At 70.7% G+C, this 14822-nt stretch carries 12 protein-coding genes and 1 tRNA gene; 9 read left to right on the forward strand and 4 right to left on the reverse strand.

Annotated features, from left to right (window positions below; genetic code table 11):
- Positions 1-7: 7 nt before the first annotated feature.
- From eno to KIK06_RS27710, 6 genes are all read left to right on the forward strand, one after another.
- Complete coding sequence (gene eno, locus KIK06_RS27685) at positions 8-1291, forward strand: phosphopyruvate hydratase (protein WP_026127506.1); 1284 nt, start codon at positions 8-10, stop codon at positions 1289-1291.
- Between the two features lie 141 nt (positions 1292-1432).
- On the forward strand, positions 1433-1804 hold the full coding sequence (locus tag KIK06_RS27690) for an FtsB family cell division protein (protein WP_017598049.1): 372 nt from the start codon (positions 1433-1435) through the stop codon (positions 1802-1804).
- Positions 1805-1940: 136 nt separating this feature from the next.
- Complete coding sequence (locus KIK06_RS27695) at positions 1941-2546, forward strand: DUF501 domain-containing protein (RefSeq protein ID WP_268645663.1); 606 nt, start codon at positions 1941-1943, stop codon at positions 2544-2546.
- Positions 2543-3520 carry a Ppx/GppA phosphatase family protein gene (locus KIK06_RS27700; RefSeq protein WP_268645664.1) on the forward strand — a complete coding sequence of 326 codons (978 nt, stop codon included), beginning with the start codon at positions 2543-2545 and terminating at the stop codon, positions 3518-3520. The genes KIK06_RS27695 and KIK06_RS27700 overlap by 4 nt, the downstream gene beginning before the upstream one ends.
- Positions 3521-3855: 335 nt before the next feature.
- The gene (locus KIK06_RS27705) at positions 3856-5235 is read left to right on the forward strand and encodes an NAD(P)/FAD-dependent oxidoreductase (RefSeq protein WP_017598051.1); all 1380 of its coding nucleotides are present in this window, start codon (positions 3856-3858) and stop codon (positions 5233-5235) included.
- Positions 5236-5357: 122 nt separating this feature from the next.
- Positions 5358-5431: transfer RNA gene (locus KIK06_RS27710), tRNA-Leu, on the forward strand.
- Positions 5432-5679: 248 nt separating this feature from the next.
- On the opposite strand, the gene KIK06_RS27715 is transcribed toward KIK06_RS27710, so the two are convergent.
- Complete coding sequence (locus tag KIK06_RS27715; protein WP_268645665.1) at positions 5680-7476, reverse strand: PucR family transcriptional regulator; 1797 nt, start codon at positions 7474-7476, stop codon at positions 5680-5682.
- Between the two features lie 222 nt (positions 7477-7698).
- On the opposite strand from KIK06_RS27715, the gene pruA reads away from it, so the two are divergent.
- From pruA to KIK06_RS27730, 3 genes are all read left to right on the forward strand, one after another.
- Positions 7699-9324: an L-glutamate gamma-semialdehyde dehydrogenase gene (gene pruA / locus KIK06_RS27720; protein WP_017598053.1), complete on the forward strand. Its 1626-nt coding sequence runs from the start codon at positions 7699-7701 to the stop codon at positions 9322-9324.
- 162 nt (positions 9325-9486) lie between these two features.
- The gene (locus tag KIK06_RS27725; RefSeq protein ID WP_017598054.1) at positions 9487-10413 is read left to right on the forward strand and encodes a proline dehydrogenase family protein; all 927 of its coding nucleotides are present in this window, start codon (positions 9487-9489) and stop codon (positions 10411-10413) included.
- Between the two features lie 148 nt (positions 10414-10561).
- Positions 10562-11509, forward strand: coding sequence for a Bax inhibitor-1/YccA family protein (locus tag KIK06_RS27730; RefSeq protein WP_268645666.1), 948 nt, complete (start codon positions 10562-10564; stop codon positions 11507-11509).
- Between the two features lie 113 nt (positions 11510-11622).
- Here KIK06_RS27730 and KIK06_RS27735 read toward each other — a convergent pair whose 3' ends face one another.
- The 3 genes from KIK06_RS27735 to KIK06_RS27745 form a co-directional block, all read right to left on the reverse strand.
- Positions 11623-11874, reverse strand: coding sequence for a DUF4287 domain-containing protein (locus KIK06_RS27735; protein WP_268645667.1), 252 nt, complete (start codon positions 11872-11874; stop codon positions 11623-11625).
- Between the two features lie 202 nt (positions 11875-12076).
- Entirely contained in the window at positions 12077-13297 is a 1221-nt protein-coding gene (locus KIK06_RS27740) for an acetyl-CoA C-acetyltransferase (protein ID WP_268645668.1), read from the reverse strand.
- A 98-nt stretch (positions 13298-13395) separates the two neighbouring features.
- On the reverse strand, positions 13396-14592 hold the full coding sequence (locus KIK06_RS27745) for an SGNH/GDSL hydrolase family protein (RefSeq protein WP_268645669.1): 1197 nt from the start codon (positions 14590-14592) through the stop codon (positions 13396-13398).
- Positions 14593-14822: the final 230 nt, after the last annotated feature.

The following is a 14822-nucleotide window of genomic DNA, read 5'->3' on the forward strand; positions in this document are numbered from 1 at the left end:
AGTGACCGTGGCGTCCATCGAGTCAGTACAGGCGCGGGAGATCCTCGATTCCCGGGGCAACCCGACAGTCGAGGTCGAGGTCCTGCTCGACGACGGCACCTTCGCGCGCGCGGGTGTCCCCAGCGGTGCCTCCACCGGGCAGTTCGAGGCCGTCGAACTGCGTGACGGTGGCGAGCGCTACGGCGGCAAGGGCGTGACCAAGGCCGTCACCGCCGTCAACGACGAGATCGCGGGTGCGCTGGAGAACATCGACGCCGACGAGCAGCGCCTCATCGACCGCGCGCTCATCGACCTGGACGGCACGCCCGACAAGTCGCGGATCGGCGCCAACGCCATCCTCGGCGTCTCGCTGGCCGTGGCCAGGGCCGCCGCCGACGAGGCCGGGCTGCCGCTGTTCCGCTACATCGGCGGGCCGAACGCGCACGTCCTGCCCGTGCCGATGATGAACATCCTCAACGGTGGCGCGCACGCCGACAGCAACGTCGACATCCAGGAGTTCATGATCGCGCCGATCGGCGCGGCCACCTTCTCCGAGGCCGTGCGCTGGGGCGCGGAGATCTACCACTCCCTCAAGTCGGTCCTCAAGGCCCACGGCCTGGGCACCGGCGTGGGTGACGAGGGCGGCTTCGCCCCGAACCTGGAGAGCAACCGCGCCGCCCTCGACCTCATCGTCGAGGCGATCAAGAAGGCCGGTTACACCCCCGGCGAGGACATCGCGCTCGCCCTGGACGTGGCCGCCACCGAGCTGTACTCCGACGGCGTGTACACCTTCGAGGGCAAGCCGCGCTCGTCCGAGGAGATGGCCGCCTACTACGGCGAGCTGGTCGCCGACTACCCGCTCGTCTCGATCGAGGACCCGCTCGACGAGGAGGACTGGGAGGGCTGGAAGCGCCTCACCTCCGAGCTGGGCGACAAGGTGCAGCTGGTCGGCGATGACCTGTTCGTCACCAACCCCGAGCGGCTCAAGCGCGGCATCGACGCCGACACCGCCAACTCGCTGCTGGTGAAGGTCAACCAGATCGGCACCCTGACCGAGACCCTGGACGCGGTCAGCCTCGCCCAGCGCAGCGGTTACACGGCGATGATCAGCCACCGCTCCGGTGAGACCGAGGACACCACCATCGCCGACATCGCGGTGGCCACCAACGCCGGTCAGATCAAGACCGGTGCCCCGGCCCGCAGCGAGCGTGTCGCGAAGTACAACCAGCTGCTGCGGATCGAGGACGAGCTCGCCGACGCCGCCGTGTACGCGGGCGTGTCGGCCTTCCCGAGGTTCGCCAACCGCGGCTAGTCTGCCCCAGTGTCCCGCGAACCCAAACAGCAGCCCCCAAAGACGACGAAGGCCACCAGAGCCGACGGGTCCACCGAGAGGGCTGCCCGGGACGCGGGGGCACCGGCGACGAGTGGGGGCCGCACCCGCCGGGTGCGGCCCATGCTCACCAGCCGCGCGGCGATCCTGGCCCTGGTCGTGGGCGTGATCGCGCTCAGCCTGGCCTACCCGTTGCGCGAGTACGTCCTGCAACGCTCGCAGATCGCCGAGCTCCAGGAGGACCGGGCTCGCATGGAGGCGAGCGTGCGGGATCTCCAGGAGCGTGAGGACCAGCTCACCCGGGACGAGTACGTGGAGCGCGAGGCGCGTACCCGCCTGCACTACCAGTACCCCGATGAGACCACCTACATCGTCATCAGCCCCGAGGACGAGGACGAGGACGGACGCGAGTCGCCGCCCTCGGAGCCGTGGTTCGAGACCCTGTGGCGCTCGGTCGTGGAGGCCGACAGCCCCCAGCCCGACGCGGGGCTCTGAGCGCCCCGTGGGCGGTGGAGGGTGACGAAGTGGGTGGTGTGGTCGGCCGGAGGCCGTCCGTTGAGGGTGCCCACCTCTTGCGCGAAGCGCCCCGTGGGCGGTGGAGGGTGACGGGCGGGCCTATGCTGAACCCGTCATGACTTCCGCAGATCAGCCCGCCCCCGGGCACCACGAGGACGCCGCGCGCGAGGGCGCCGACCGGCCGCAGGGCCAGGTCTCCGCACGCGACGTCGCCGCCATCGAACGTCAGCTGGGCCGTACGCCGCGCGGGGTGCGCGCGGTCGCCCACCGGTGCCCGTGCGGCCTGCCCGACGTGGTCCGCACCGCGCCGCGGCTGGAGAGCGGCGAGCCGTTCCCGACGTTGTACTACCTGACCTGCCCACGAGCGGCCTCCGCCATCGGCCGGCTGGAGAACGACGGCCGGATGCGCGCCATGCAGGAGCGGTTGGGTGAGGACCCCGAGCTCCAGGCCGCCTACACCAGGGCGCACGAGTCCTACCTGGCCGAGCGGGCCGAACAGGCGCGGGCCGACGGTGTCGAGCCGCTGCCCGAGGGCATGCAGAGCACCGGTGGCATGCCGACCCGGGTCAAGTGCCTGCACGCCCTGGTCGCCCACGAGCTGGCGGCGCCGGGGACCAACCCGTTCGGCGCCGAAGCCCTGGAGGAACTCCCGGACTGGTGGGACCGGGGACCATGCGTGTGTGTCGATGAGGACGCGCCCGAGGGAGAGGACGTTTCATGAGCGGTGTCGCGGCCATCGACTGCGGAACCAATTCGATTCGACTGCTGGTCGCCGAGGTCGTGCACGTGGACGGCGACGAGGTCGAGGTGATCGACGTCGACCGGCGGATGGAGATCGTCCGCCTGGGCGAGGGTGTCGACGAGACGGGGGCGTTCGCGCCCCGGGCCCTGGAGCGCACGTTCGATGCGCTGCGCGGGTACGCCGAGGCGATCCGGGCGCACGGGATCGAACTCGGACCGGACGCCGTGCGCATGGTGGCCACCAGCGCCACGCGTGACGCCAGCAACCGCCAGGTGTTCGTGGACGGCGTTCGGGAGATCATCGGTGTCGAACCCGAGGTCGTCACCGGGCTGGACGAGGCGGAGCTGTCCTTCGTGGGTGCCACCGCCGAGTTCGAGGCCGAGGCGGAGGACGACGGGTTCACCCCGCCGTTCCTGGTGGTCGACATCGGCGGCGGGTCCACCGAGTTCGTCCTCGGCGGCCAGGGCGGTCCGGACGGTGAGCTCGTCCGGGCGTCGCTGTCGGTGGACATCGGCTGTGTGCGCATGACCGAGCGGCACCTGCGCGACGACCCGCCCACGGCCGAGCAGGTCGCGGCGGCCACCGCGGACATCGAGGCCGCGCTCGACGAGGTGGAGAAGGTCGTCCCCCTGCGTGAGGCGGGTTCGGTCGTGTGCGTGGCGGGGACGGCGACCACGGTCGCGGGGATCGCCCTCGACCTGCCCGAGTACGACTCCGAGCGGATCCACCACACCCGCGTGGACGTCGCGGAGCTGGACCGGATCACCGCCGAACTGCTTGCCTCCACCCACGATGAGCGGACGCGGATCGGGGTCATGCACCCCGGCCGGGTGGACGTGATCGGTGCGGGGGCCCTGGTGCTGTCCCGGGTGCTGGCGCGCACGGGCGCGGACCACTTCACCGCGAGTGAGCACGACATCCTCGACGGTGTCGCCTGGAGTCTGGTCGTGTAGGGCTTCAGGCATACGTGGGTCGGGGGCTGCAAGGCCCCTGACCTGCTCCTCCGGGTGAGACGCGTCACCCGGAGAAAGCTTGTGAAAGCATTCACAACCACTCTGACCTGCGCAAACTCCATGAGTGCGGGTCGTAAAGTGGTCGGAAGGTGAACGGCTGTGAACCTTCTCTGTCGGCAGGTGCTTGTGAAAGAATGCACAAGCAACAGGGTCGTAACACCCCAAGGCTCCCACCAGGGATCCGACCGGATGTTACGGCCGGGGCGACCGAAGGACGAACACTCTTCGCGACCCTGGGCAAGGGCGCCACAGGACACCGTTAGGGCGGATATGCGATGACCGAGAGCAGGAACTACCGACTGGTGCACGGCGGAGGAGACGAGGCGGAGATCCCGCACGTCCTCATCGTCGGCGGCGGTTACCTCGGGATGTACACCGCGAGGCGGCTGGAGAAGAAGCTGGGTTCCGGTGAGGCCCGTATCACCGTCATCGACCCGAACTCCTACATGACCTACCAGCCGTTCCTGCCCGAGACCGCGGCCGGGAACATCTCCCCGCGCCACGTGGTGGTTCCCCTGCGCAAGGTCTTCGACCGGGTCCGTGTCCTGGGCGGGCGCGTCGTGCGCATCGACCACGCCGAGCGCACCGTCCGCTACGAACCCAACGTCGGCGAGCCCGAGACCATCCGCTACGACCACATCGTGCTGGCCGCGGGCGCGGTCTCGCGCACCCTGCCCATCCCGGGCCTGGCCGAGTGGGGCATCGGCATCAAGACCGTGGAGGAGGCCGCCTACCTCCGCAACCACGTCCTCAACCAGCTCGCCATCGCTGACTCCACCGACGACGAGGAGATCCGCGCCAAGGCGCTGCGCTTCGTCTTCGTCGGCGGCGGCTTCGCCGGTGCCGAGGCCATCGCCGAGCTGGAGGACCTGGTCCGCGACGCGGTTCGCATGTACAGCTCGATCGGTCTCGAGGACGTCCGGTTCTACCTCATCGAGGCGGCCGACAAGATCCTGCCCGAGGTCGGCCCCGAGGTCGGCACCAAGGCGCTCAACCAGCTGCGCCAGCGCGGCATCGACGTCCGGCTCGAGACCTTCCTGGAGTCGGCCGTCGACCAGCGCATCAAGCTCAGCGACGGCACCGAGTTCGACGCGGGCACGCTCGTGTGGACCGCCGGCGTCAAGCCCAGCCCGGTCGTCGCCGCCAGCGACCTGCCGCTCGGCCCCAAGGGTCACGTCGACACCAGCGAGAACCTCACCGTCAACGGTGTGGAGAACGCCTTCGCCGGCGGCGACAACGCCCAGGTGCCCGACGGCAACGGCGGTTACTACCCGCCCAACGCCCAGAACGCCGTCCGCCAGGCCCCGGTGCTCGCCGACAACGTGATCGCCACCCTGCGCGGCGGCAAGCTCAAGCCCTACCGCCACAAGAACCTTGGCGCCGTCGCCGGGCTCGGCCTGCACAAGGGCGCCGCCCAGCTCTTCGGCAAGGTCAAGCTCAACGGTCGCCTCGCCTGGTACGCGCACCGTGCCTATCACCTGTACGCGGTCCCGACCTTCAACCGCAAGATGCGGGTGCTGGCCGACTGGACGCTCGCCTTCCTCCTGCGCCGCGACTTCGCCGCGCTTCCGGAGATGGTCGAGCCGCGCCAGGCCTTCGAGGAGGCCAGCGAGCCGCAGATCGTCCAGGACGGTCGCCTGCGCCGCGTCAGCTGACACCGGTTCGTCCCGTATGCGCACGAAACGACCGGCTTCCCCGGGGAAGCCGGTCGTTTCGTGTCCCCATCCGGCCAAGCTGAACCAAAGTGGGCAATCACCCCGGCCGGTATGATGGGCTCGCCCTCGTAGCCCAATGGAAGAGGCAGGCCCCCTAAAAGGGTCACAAGTGTCGGTTCGAGTCCGACCGGGGGTACTGTGCTTTCTACGCGCTCGCTGCCTCGCGTCGGGGCTCGGGGCGTGCAGAACCGGGATTCTTCATCCTCGGCGGCGCCTGTCGCTCGTTCCTCGTCGGCGGCTCGGCTCCTCCTGCAGAACCCGGTACGCCCCTCGCGTGCTTTCTTCGTGCTCGTCGCCTCGCAGGCTCGGCCCGGAGCGCGCGGAACCGGGATTCTTCATCCTCGGCGGCGCCTGTCGCTCGTTCCTCGCCGGCGGCTCGGTTCCTCATGATGAGGGGCGCGCCGGGCCGTGGTGCTCCATCAGCAATTGGAGTTGGGTGAACAGACGCTCGCCCGGGTCACCCAGGTCGATACCGCTCACCGCCGCGGCCCGCCGCACCCGGTACCGCAGCGTGTTCGGGTGGATGTGCAGCCGCTCGGCGGCCGATCGCGCGTCACCGAAGGCCTCCAGGTAGGCGAGGAGTGAGTTCACCAGATCGGCGCCGCCCGACCGGTCGTACTCGATCAGACGACTCACCCGCGGGTCACGCAACGACGGATCCTCCCGCAGATGGGCGAGGGTCTCGCTGATCAGCACCCGCGAACGCACGTCGGAGATGGTCGCCACCTCCCAGTCCAGGCCCCGGTCCAGGTCACGGCCCATCGCGTCCAGCACCCGGTCGGCCTCCGCCCGGGAGTCGGGGACCTCTCCCAGCCTCTCCACCAACGACCCCACGGCCGCCTGAACCTCCAGGTCCAGGGCGGCCCGGGCGGCCGCGACCGTCTTCCGGGTCAGCGTGAGCACGGACTGCTCCACGCCACGCCACCCCTCACGGCCGCGCACGAGGTCGGGCAGGAGCACGTACACCCGGCCGCCCAGTTCGGTCACCAGGGCACTGCGCCGGTAGGCGGCGGTGTGCACCGACACCAGGTCGATGAGCTGGCGGCGGCGCAGTTCGCGTTCGGGCCGGTCGGGCGGCTCGGGCCGCTCCGCGTGCTCCTCGGCCTCGGTGTCCCCGGCCGACACCGCTTGCTGAGTGAGGGAGAAAGCCACGACCAGCGCGCCCCGGTCGGTGTGGACCTCCACCGTGTCGGCCAGCGCGCTGGCGTCGATCCGCCCCTCCAGCAGGCTCGACAGCAGATCCTCGCGCAGACGCAGCCCCGCGCTGGCCTGGGTGCGCTGCCGGATCATCTGCAACGCGGTCGTACGCGCGGCGCCCAGCAGCGCCTCCTCCGCGTGCTCGGCCAGCGGCTCGGACCCCTCTTGGACCCAGATCGATCCCAGCGGCTGGCGTCCGGCGTGGATGCCGACCGCCAGGCGTCGGCGGATGCCCAGTTCGGGGTTCTCATCGATCCGCACGACCTCCTCGCCGGACCGGAGTTTGGTGAACACCCCCCACTCCCGCAGAAGCGCCAGGTACGGTTCCGGGCCCCGACGGCCCAGGACCGACAGACGGCGCAGCTCGTCCACCTCGGAGCCGGACGAGTAGGCCAGCACCCGGCTCGCCGAGTCCTCGATGGCCACCAGGCCGTTGGTCAGGCGCGCGATCGTCTGGGCCATGGAGAACAGGTCGCCGGAGGTCTCGCCCAGGTCGTCGGGGTTGCTCGGCCGGGCGTCGTCCACGATGTTCTGGCACACCGACTGCAACTGGTCCCAGCGCACCTCGGGCCGCACGGCGAGCAGAGCGATCCCGGCGTCCTGGGCCTCCGCGCGCAAGGCGGCCAGTTCGTCCTTGCCCCCGGACCGGTAGGGCCGGCCCCCGCGCGTACCCGCGGGCGGTGGCAGCACCTCCTCCGCCGAGTGGCCGCTCGTCTTGACCGCCACGGCCGTCGCGCCCCGATCGGCGAGCGTCCGTACGAGACGTCGGGCGGCCCCGCCCCGGGCTCCGATCAGGAGGACGAGATCACCTGACCGAGCCTCCGCGCGGTCCTCCGGGTCGAGGATGACGACGTTGTCCACCTGAACATCCAGGCCGGCGGGAGCCGCCGCGACGTCCATGATCGGGTCACCGACGACGAGGAGCAGCCGCCGCAGCGGGATGCCCGTCCCCTCGCTCACGGGCGCACCGAGGTGACCAGGCATGACGCCGGGATGCGCGGTGGGAAGGCGAGGTTCGTCGTCTCCGGGGCGGATCGGTCCGGTAAGTGGGGAGTCTGTGCTCATATGCGTACCATTTTGTCCTACTGGACAAATAAGCATGGCAAAGAGTGGCCTGTCCCACAAGGATCCCACACGTCGGTTCTGAGAGCGTTGAATCAGATCAACCCTGCGTAGAACAGGGACAGACTTTCCAGGGAGGTGCCCATGGACGCCGTGACCAACGTCCCGCTGCCGAAGAACGAGCCCGTTCTGTCGTACGCGCCCGGCAGCGCGGAGCGCGCCGAGCTCGTGGCCAAGCTTGACGAACTCGGCCGGGAGAGCATCGACCTGCCGATGTACATCGCCGGCGAGCGTCGCATGGGCGGAGGCGAGCGCATCGACGCCGTGCAGCCGCACCGCCACTCGTCCGTCCTGGGGACCATGGGCAACGCCACCCACGACGATGCCCGCGACGCGATCGCCGCCGCCAAGGCCGCGGCCCCGGCCTGGCGCGCGATGTCCTTCGACGACCGCGCCGCCATCATCCTGCGCGCCGCCGAGCTCCTCTCCGGCCCGTGGCGCGCCACGATCAACGCCGCCACCATGCTCGGCCAGTCCAAGACGGTGCAGCAGGCGGAGATCGACTCGGCCTGTGAGCTCATCGACTTCTGGCGCTTCAACGTCTCCTACGCCCGGCAGCTCATCGAGCAGCAGCCGCTGAGCGTCCCCGGCGTGTGGAACCGCATGGAGCAGCGGCCGCTGGAGGGCTTCGTCTACGCGATCACGCCCTTCAACTTCACCGCCATCGCGGGCAACCTGCCCACGGCCCCGGCCCTCATGGGCAACGTGGTCGTGTGGAAGCCGTCCCCGACGCAGCAGTTCGCCGCCGAGTTCACGATGCGTCTGCTGGAGGAGGCCGGCCTTCCCCCGGGCGTCATCAACATGGTGACCGGCGACGGTCTGGCCGTCTCCGACGTCGCCCTGAACGACCCGGACCTGGCCGGTGTGCACTTCACCGGCTCGACCCGCACCTTCCAGCACCTGTGGAAGAGCGTCGGCGAGAACATCTCCAACTATCGGAGCTACCCGCGCATCGTCGGTGAGACCGGCGGCAAGGACTTCATCGTCGCGCACTCCTCCGCCGACCCGGAGGTCCTGCGTACCGCGATCGTCCGCGGCTCCTTCGAGTACCAGGGCCAGAAGTGCTCGGCCGCCTCGCGCGCCTTCGTCGCCCGCTCCGTCTGGGAGCAGGTCCGTGACGACCTCGTCGCCGAGGTCGAGGCGATCAAGATGGGTGACGTCACCGACCTGTCGAACTTCGTCGGCGCCGTCATCGACCGCCGCGCCTTCGACAAACTCGCCAAGGTCCTGGAGGACGCCAAGGCCGACCCGACCCTGTCGATCATCGCGGGCGGCACGGCCGACGACTCCGTGGGCTACTTCGTGAGCCCGACCGTCATCGAGGGCACCGACCCCTCCCACGACGTGTTCCGTACCGAGTACTTCGGCCCGATCGTCGCCGTCCACGTCTACGAGGACGAGAAGTTCGACGAGGTCCTGGAGATCGTCGACCAGGGCTCCGCCTACGCGCTGACCGGCGCCGTGCTGGCCAAGGACCGCGCCGCGGTCGCCAAGGCCACCGAGGCCCTGCGCTTCACCGCGGGCAACTTCTACATCAACGACCGGCCGACCGGCTCCATCGTGGGCCAGCAGCCGTTCGGCGGTGGCCGCGCCTCCGGCACCAACGACAAGGCCGGTTCGGCGCAGAACCTGTCCCGTTGGGCCAGCCCGCGCGCCATCAAGGAGACCTTCGTCGCTCCGACGACCTCCTCCTACCCGCACATGGACTAGTCGGGTCGATCCCGCACGGTCCGGCACCGTCCCGCGCCGCCACCCGGTGGCGCGGGACGGGCCACACCCCCTGAGGAGTTCACCGGTACGGCCGGTCATCTCCGGCAGTCACCGCAGTCCGCGCCTGCCCACTGGCTCGCGCACGTCTTCTTCGAGGTCTCCATGCTTCGTAAGTCCCTGCTGCTCGCCGCCAGGTCCAAGACCTGCCGCACGATCGTCGAGCGCACGCCCGTCACCCGGGGCCTGGTTTCCCGGTTCGTCGCCGGCGCCACCCTTGATTCGGCGCTGCCCGCGGTCGCCGACCTGACCAGCGACCGTTACGTCACGCTCGACTACCTGGGCGAGGACACCACCGACCTGGCTCAGGCCACCGCCACGGTGACCGCCTACGAGGACCTGCTGGCCGCCCTGGGCGAGGCCGGTCTGGGCGGGCGCGCCGAGGTGTCGGTCAAGCTGTCGGCGGTCGGTCAGTTCCTCAACAGGGACGGCGAGAAGATCGCCCTGGACAACGCCCGGCGGATCGCCGAGGCCGCCGCCGCGATCGGCACCACGGTGACCCTGGACATGGAGGACCACACCACCACCGACTCCACCCTGGGCATCCTGCGCGAGCTGCGGCAGGACTTCCCGTCCGTGGGCGCGGTCCTCCAGGCTTACCTGTACCGCACCGAGGCCGACTGCCGCGACCTCAGCGGCGCCGGTTCGCGTGTGCGCCTGTGCAAGGGCGCCTACGACGAGCCCGCCTCCGTCGCCTACCGCGACAAGGCCGAGGTGGACAAGGCGTACGTGCGCTGCCTGCGCATCCTCATGGAGGGTGACGGCTACCCGATGGTGGCCTCGCACGATCCGCGGATGGTCGCCATCGCCGGAGAGCTGGCCAAGACCAACGGCCGCTCCTCGGACGACTACGAGTACCAGATGCTCTACGGCATCCGCGACACCGAGCAGGTGCGGCTGGCCGCCGAGGGCAAACGCGTGCGCGTCTACGTCCCCTACGGCGACGAGTGGTACGGCTACTACATGCGCCGGCTGGCGGAGCGTCCGGCCAACGTCCTGTTCATGGCGCGGTCGGTGATCACCCGGAACTGACCGTCCGGACGCGTGGTCCGGGGCCGGTGTCCCCTCGGGGCGCCGGTCCCGTCCCGTGTCGCAATGGTGACCTGCCACGGGAACCCGCCGGAGGCCCGATACGTTACTTTGTGGGCAGCAAACGACGCGTGAAAGGCCATGACGAGACATGAGGTTGCGGAGTTCCAACCCCGTCCTCAAGCGGGCGCTCAAGCAGTCCGGGGCCGGCGGCTACGGCCAGCCGGGCTACGGGCAGCCGTACCCGCAGCAGGGATACCCCCAGCAGGGTTATGGTCAGCCGGGCTACGGGCAGCCGTACCCCCAGGCCGGATACCCCCAGCAGGGCTACGCACAGCCCGGATACCCGCAGCCCGGATACCCCGCGGCTCCGGTCCAGGGCGCCGACGCCCAGCCGATGACCATCGACGACGTCGTCGTGCGCACCGGCATGACGCTCGGGGTGGTCGCCCTCCTCGGCGTCGTCAACTACTTCCTCTTCAGCTTCAGCCCGGGCCTGGCCCTGCTGCTGACGATCGTCGGGGCCCTGGGCGGTCTTGTCCTCGGCCTGGTCATCGGTTTCAAGCAGAGCACCAACCCCGGCCTCATCCTCACCTACGCGGCCCTGGAGGGCCTCCTCGTCGGCGGTTTCTCCGCCCTGCTCGGGGCGCAGCTGGCCGTGAGCACCGGTGACGCCGGTGCCAGTGCCTCCCTGGTCTCCCAGGCCGTGGTCGGCACCGTCGCCGTGTTCGCCGTGATGCTGGCGCTGTACAAGTTCCGGGTCATCAAGGTGACCGACGGCTTCGTCAAGGCCGTCGGCTTCGCGGTGCTCGGCGCCGCCGCCCTGATGCTGGTCAACTTCGTGCTGAGCTTCTTCATCGCCGGCGGTCTCGGCCTGCGTGAGCCCACCCTGCTGGGGCTGGGGGTCAGCCTGGTGTTCGTGGTCATCGCGGCGCTGACGCTCGCGATCGAGTTCCGCGGCATCGAGGAGGGCGTCCAGGAGGGGATCCCGGCGAAGTTCGCCTGGCAGTTCGCCTTCGGTCTGACCGTCTCCCTGGTCTGGCTCTACATCGAGATCCTGCGCCTGCTCTGGATCCTCAAGACGATGTTCGCCGAGTAGCGGCGTCGCATCGGACGTGGCGAGGGGCCGCCTCCCGGGTTACCGCCCGGAGGTGGCCCCTTCGCCGTCGGGACGGAGCCGTGCCCTCAGGCCGGGCCGCGTCCCCCGACGGGTCAGGTCCCGTCGCGGCGCGGGGCGGGAATCGAACGGTTACGGCGGCGGCGCTCGTGCTCGGTGACGATCGCCTGCGCGTACCAGTGGGGCAGGTCGTACTCGTCGGCGAGCCAGTTCGAACGGTCCGAACAGCGGAGCAGGCTCGGGCCCTTGTCGAGGGCGTCGAACCACTCGGGGAGCTCGCGGCCGGTGACGGCCGGCACGCGTTCGATGAGCTTGGCGTGGATCTCCGGCGAGTGGGTTAGTGACATGGGCACCTCCGGAGGCGCGTTGGCGTATGGCACTTACCTGCGACACTGCATCAGGATCACGCTTTGGACAAGCCCCGGTCACCAGCTTTTACCTTGTGAGAGGCAGAACGTTGGTCTGCGGGCGCGCCGTCCGCCGCCGGAGACGGCTCCGCCCGGACCCCCTCAGGCGGTCCGGGCGGAGTGCGTCGCGACGTGGCGCGGATCAGCTCAGGCGCTCGAAGACGGCCGCCATGCCCTGGCCGCCGCCGACGCACATGGTCTCCAGACCGAACGTCTTGTCGTGGAACCGCAGGCCGTTGAGCAGCGTGCCGGTGATCCGGGCGCCGGTGCTGCCGAACGGGTGGCCGACCGCGATGGCCCCGCCGTTGACGTTGAGCTGGGAGTCGATGTCGATGCCCAGCTGGTCGGCGGAGGGGAGGACCTGCGCGGCGAAGGCCTCGTTGATCTCGGCCAGGTCGATGTCGCCGATGGCCATGTTGGCGCGGGCGAGCGCCTGCCTGGAGGCCTCCACCGGGCCCAGGCCCATGATCTCCGGGCTCAGACCGGTCACACCGGTGGACACGATGCGCGCCAGCGGGGTGATGCCCAGCTGGGCGGCGCGGGTGTCGCTCATGATGACCAGCGCCGAGGCGCCGTCGTTCAGGGGGCAGGCGTTGCCCGCGGTGACGGTGCCGTCGGGGCGGAACACCGGCTTGAGCTGGCTGACCTTCTCGTAGGTCGTGCCGCGGCGGATGCCGTCGTCGGTGCTGACCACGGTGCCGTCCGGGAGGGTCACCGGGGTGATCTCGCGCTCCCAGAAGCCGTTGTCGAGGGACTTCTCGGCGAGGTTCTGGGAGCGGACCGCGAACTCGTCCTGGCGCTCACGGGAGACGCCGGTGATCTGGGCGACGTTCTCGGCGGTCTGGCCCATCGCGATGTAGGCGTCGGGCAGGGCGCCGTCCTGGCGCGGGTCGGTCCAGGCCTCGGCGCCGCCCTCGGCGCGCTTCTCGGTGCGGGCCTTGGCGTCGGCGAAGAGCGGGTTCTCGTTCGGCGGGTTGTCGCTGCTGCCGTGGGCGAAGCGGCTGACGGTCTCCACACCGGCGGAGACGAACACGTCGCCCTCGCCCGCCTTGATGGCGTGGTAGGCCATGCGGGTGGTCTGGAGGGACGAGGAACAGTACCGGGTGACGGTGGTGCCGGGGACGGTGTCGAGCCCGAGCTGCACGGCGACGACGCGGGCCATGTTGAAGCCCTGCTCACCGCCGGGGAGACCGCAGCCCAGCATGAGGTCGTCGATGTCCTTGGGGTCGAGCTCGGGCACCTTGGCCAGGGCGGCGCCGACGATCTGGGTGGTCAGGTCGTCGGGGCGGATGTCCTTCAGGGAACCCTTGAAGGCGCGGCCGATCGGGGAGCGCGCGGTGGCGACGATGACTGCTTCGGGCATGTGCTTCGTCCCATTCGGTGTCGGGGTGCTGCGGTGACGCTCCGTCGGTTCGCCGGACACCTGTCTCGACGTCCGCGACGCGTCTTGTTACTGACCAGTTAACATCTCGGGCCCTCGCCGTCGCCACCCGGGGTCGGCCTTGGCGTGCCGTCCTGACCACCGGTTCCCTCCCCGGTGGTCCGGCCGGCCGTCTCGACCGCCCGGTCCGCGGCCCCGGTCTCCCCGGCGGCGCCCGCCCGGGTCACGCGCGGGCGGAAGGGGGCCCGGATCAGCGCCCATCCGTCGCCCACCATCGCCCGTGAGGGGCGCTCCGCGCCGGAACGGACCACCACCCTCGACGGACGCCTCCGGCGCAGCCGATCGGTCCAGTGCCCCCGCCTGCCGGCATGCTCGACGGGGGCCCGGGAGACCTCGGTGCCCGGGGTCTCGGCGGCCATGACCGCCGCGCGGTCCACCGGCAGGATGCCCTCGGGGCGGCCGATCTCCCCGATCTCTGGGAGCAGCCCGAGCGCGGCGCACGCCGAGGGCAGGACGGCGGAGGCGGCCTGGGCGTACCCGAGGGCTGACGGATGGAATCGGTCGGGTCCGAACATGGAATGCGGATCAGACCGGAAGTCGTCGGCGAGAAGGTCGCTCAATGACACCGTGCGCCCGCCGGCCTCGGTGACCGCGATGGTCTGGGCGGCGGCGAGTTGGCGTGAGGCACGTCGCGCGACCGACCGCAGCGGCCACCCGATCGGCCGGACGGTGCCCAGATCCGGGCAGGTCGCCACGACCACCTCCGTGCCGTGGTCGACGAGGCGGCGGGTGAGGTCGCGCAGCTGCTTGACGGCGTCGTTCGGGCGGACCCTGCGGATGACGTCGTTGGCCCCGATGAAGACGACCGCCACGTCGAAGCGGCCGCCGTCCCGAAACGCTCCGGCCCGCTCGGCCTGGGGGCCCAGGTCCGCTGAGGTGGCGCCGGGGAAAGCGGTGCACCGCAGCAGCACCCTCCGGTCGGCCGCGTTCGCGATCCCCGTCGCCAGCAGCACGCCGGGGGTCTGCGCGGCCTCGGCGACCGCGAATCCGGCCGCGGTGGAGTCGCCGAGCATGAGCATCCGCAGCGATGGCCCGTCGCCGTCGCCGTGGAGCCCGTTCACCTCGGGCCGGTCCCAGTCGGTGACGCCGACCGCGCGTCGCGCGAGCCGGGCCTGGAGGTAGAGGAGGGCGACGGTACCCGCGCCCACGAGCGTCACCCCGCCGCCACCGAACGCCGTGGCGGCGGCGATGCGCCGTGCGCGCGCGGCTCGCAGCATCGGACCACCCCCGGGGCCTCGTCTCCGTCCGCCCTGGGGCGGGCCGGTTCGATCCGAGGCTACAACCGGAGTGGTCCCGGGTCACGTACCCCGGGCGGCACACGATCCGCTCCGTTCGGTGAGCCGGATCGAGCCCGCACGTGACGTCCGGCGGCACCGACACCCGACGTGAACGGCGCGAACGGCACGGGAACGGCTTAGAGTCGGGAGTGTGGTGGGCCGGACCGGCC

The sequence above is a fragment of the Nocardiopsis sp. EMB25 genome (assembly GCF_026797795.1).
Lineage (GTDB): Bacteria > Actinomycetota > Actinomycetes > Streptosporangiales > Streptosporangiaceae > Nocardiopsis > Nocardiopsis lucentensis.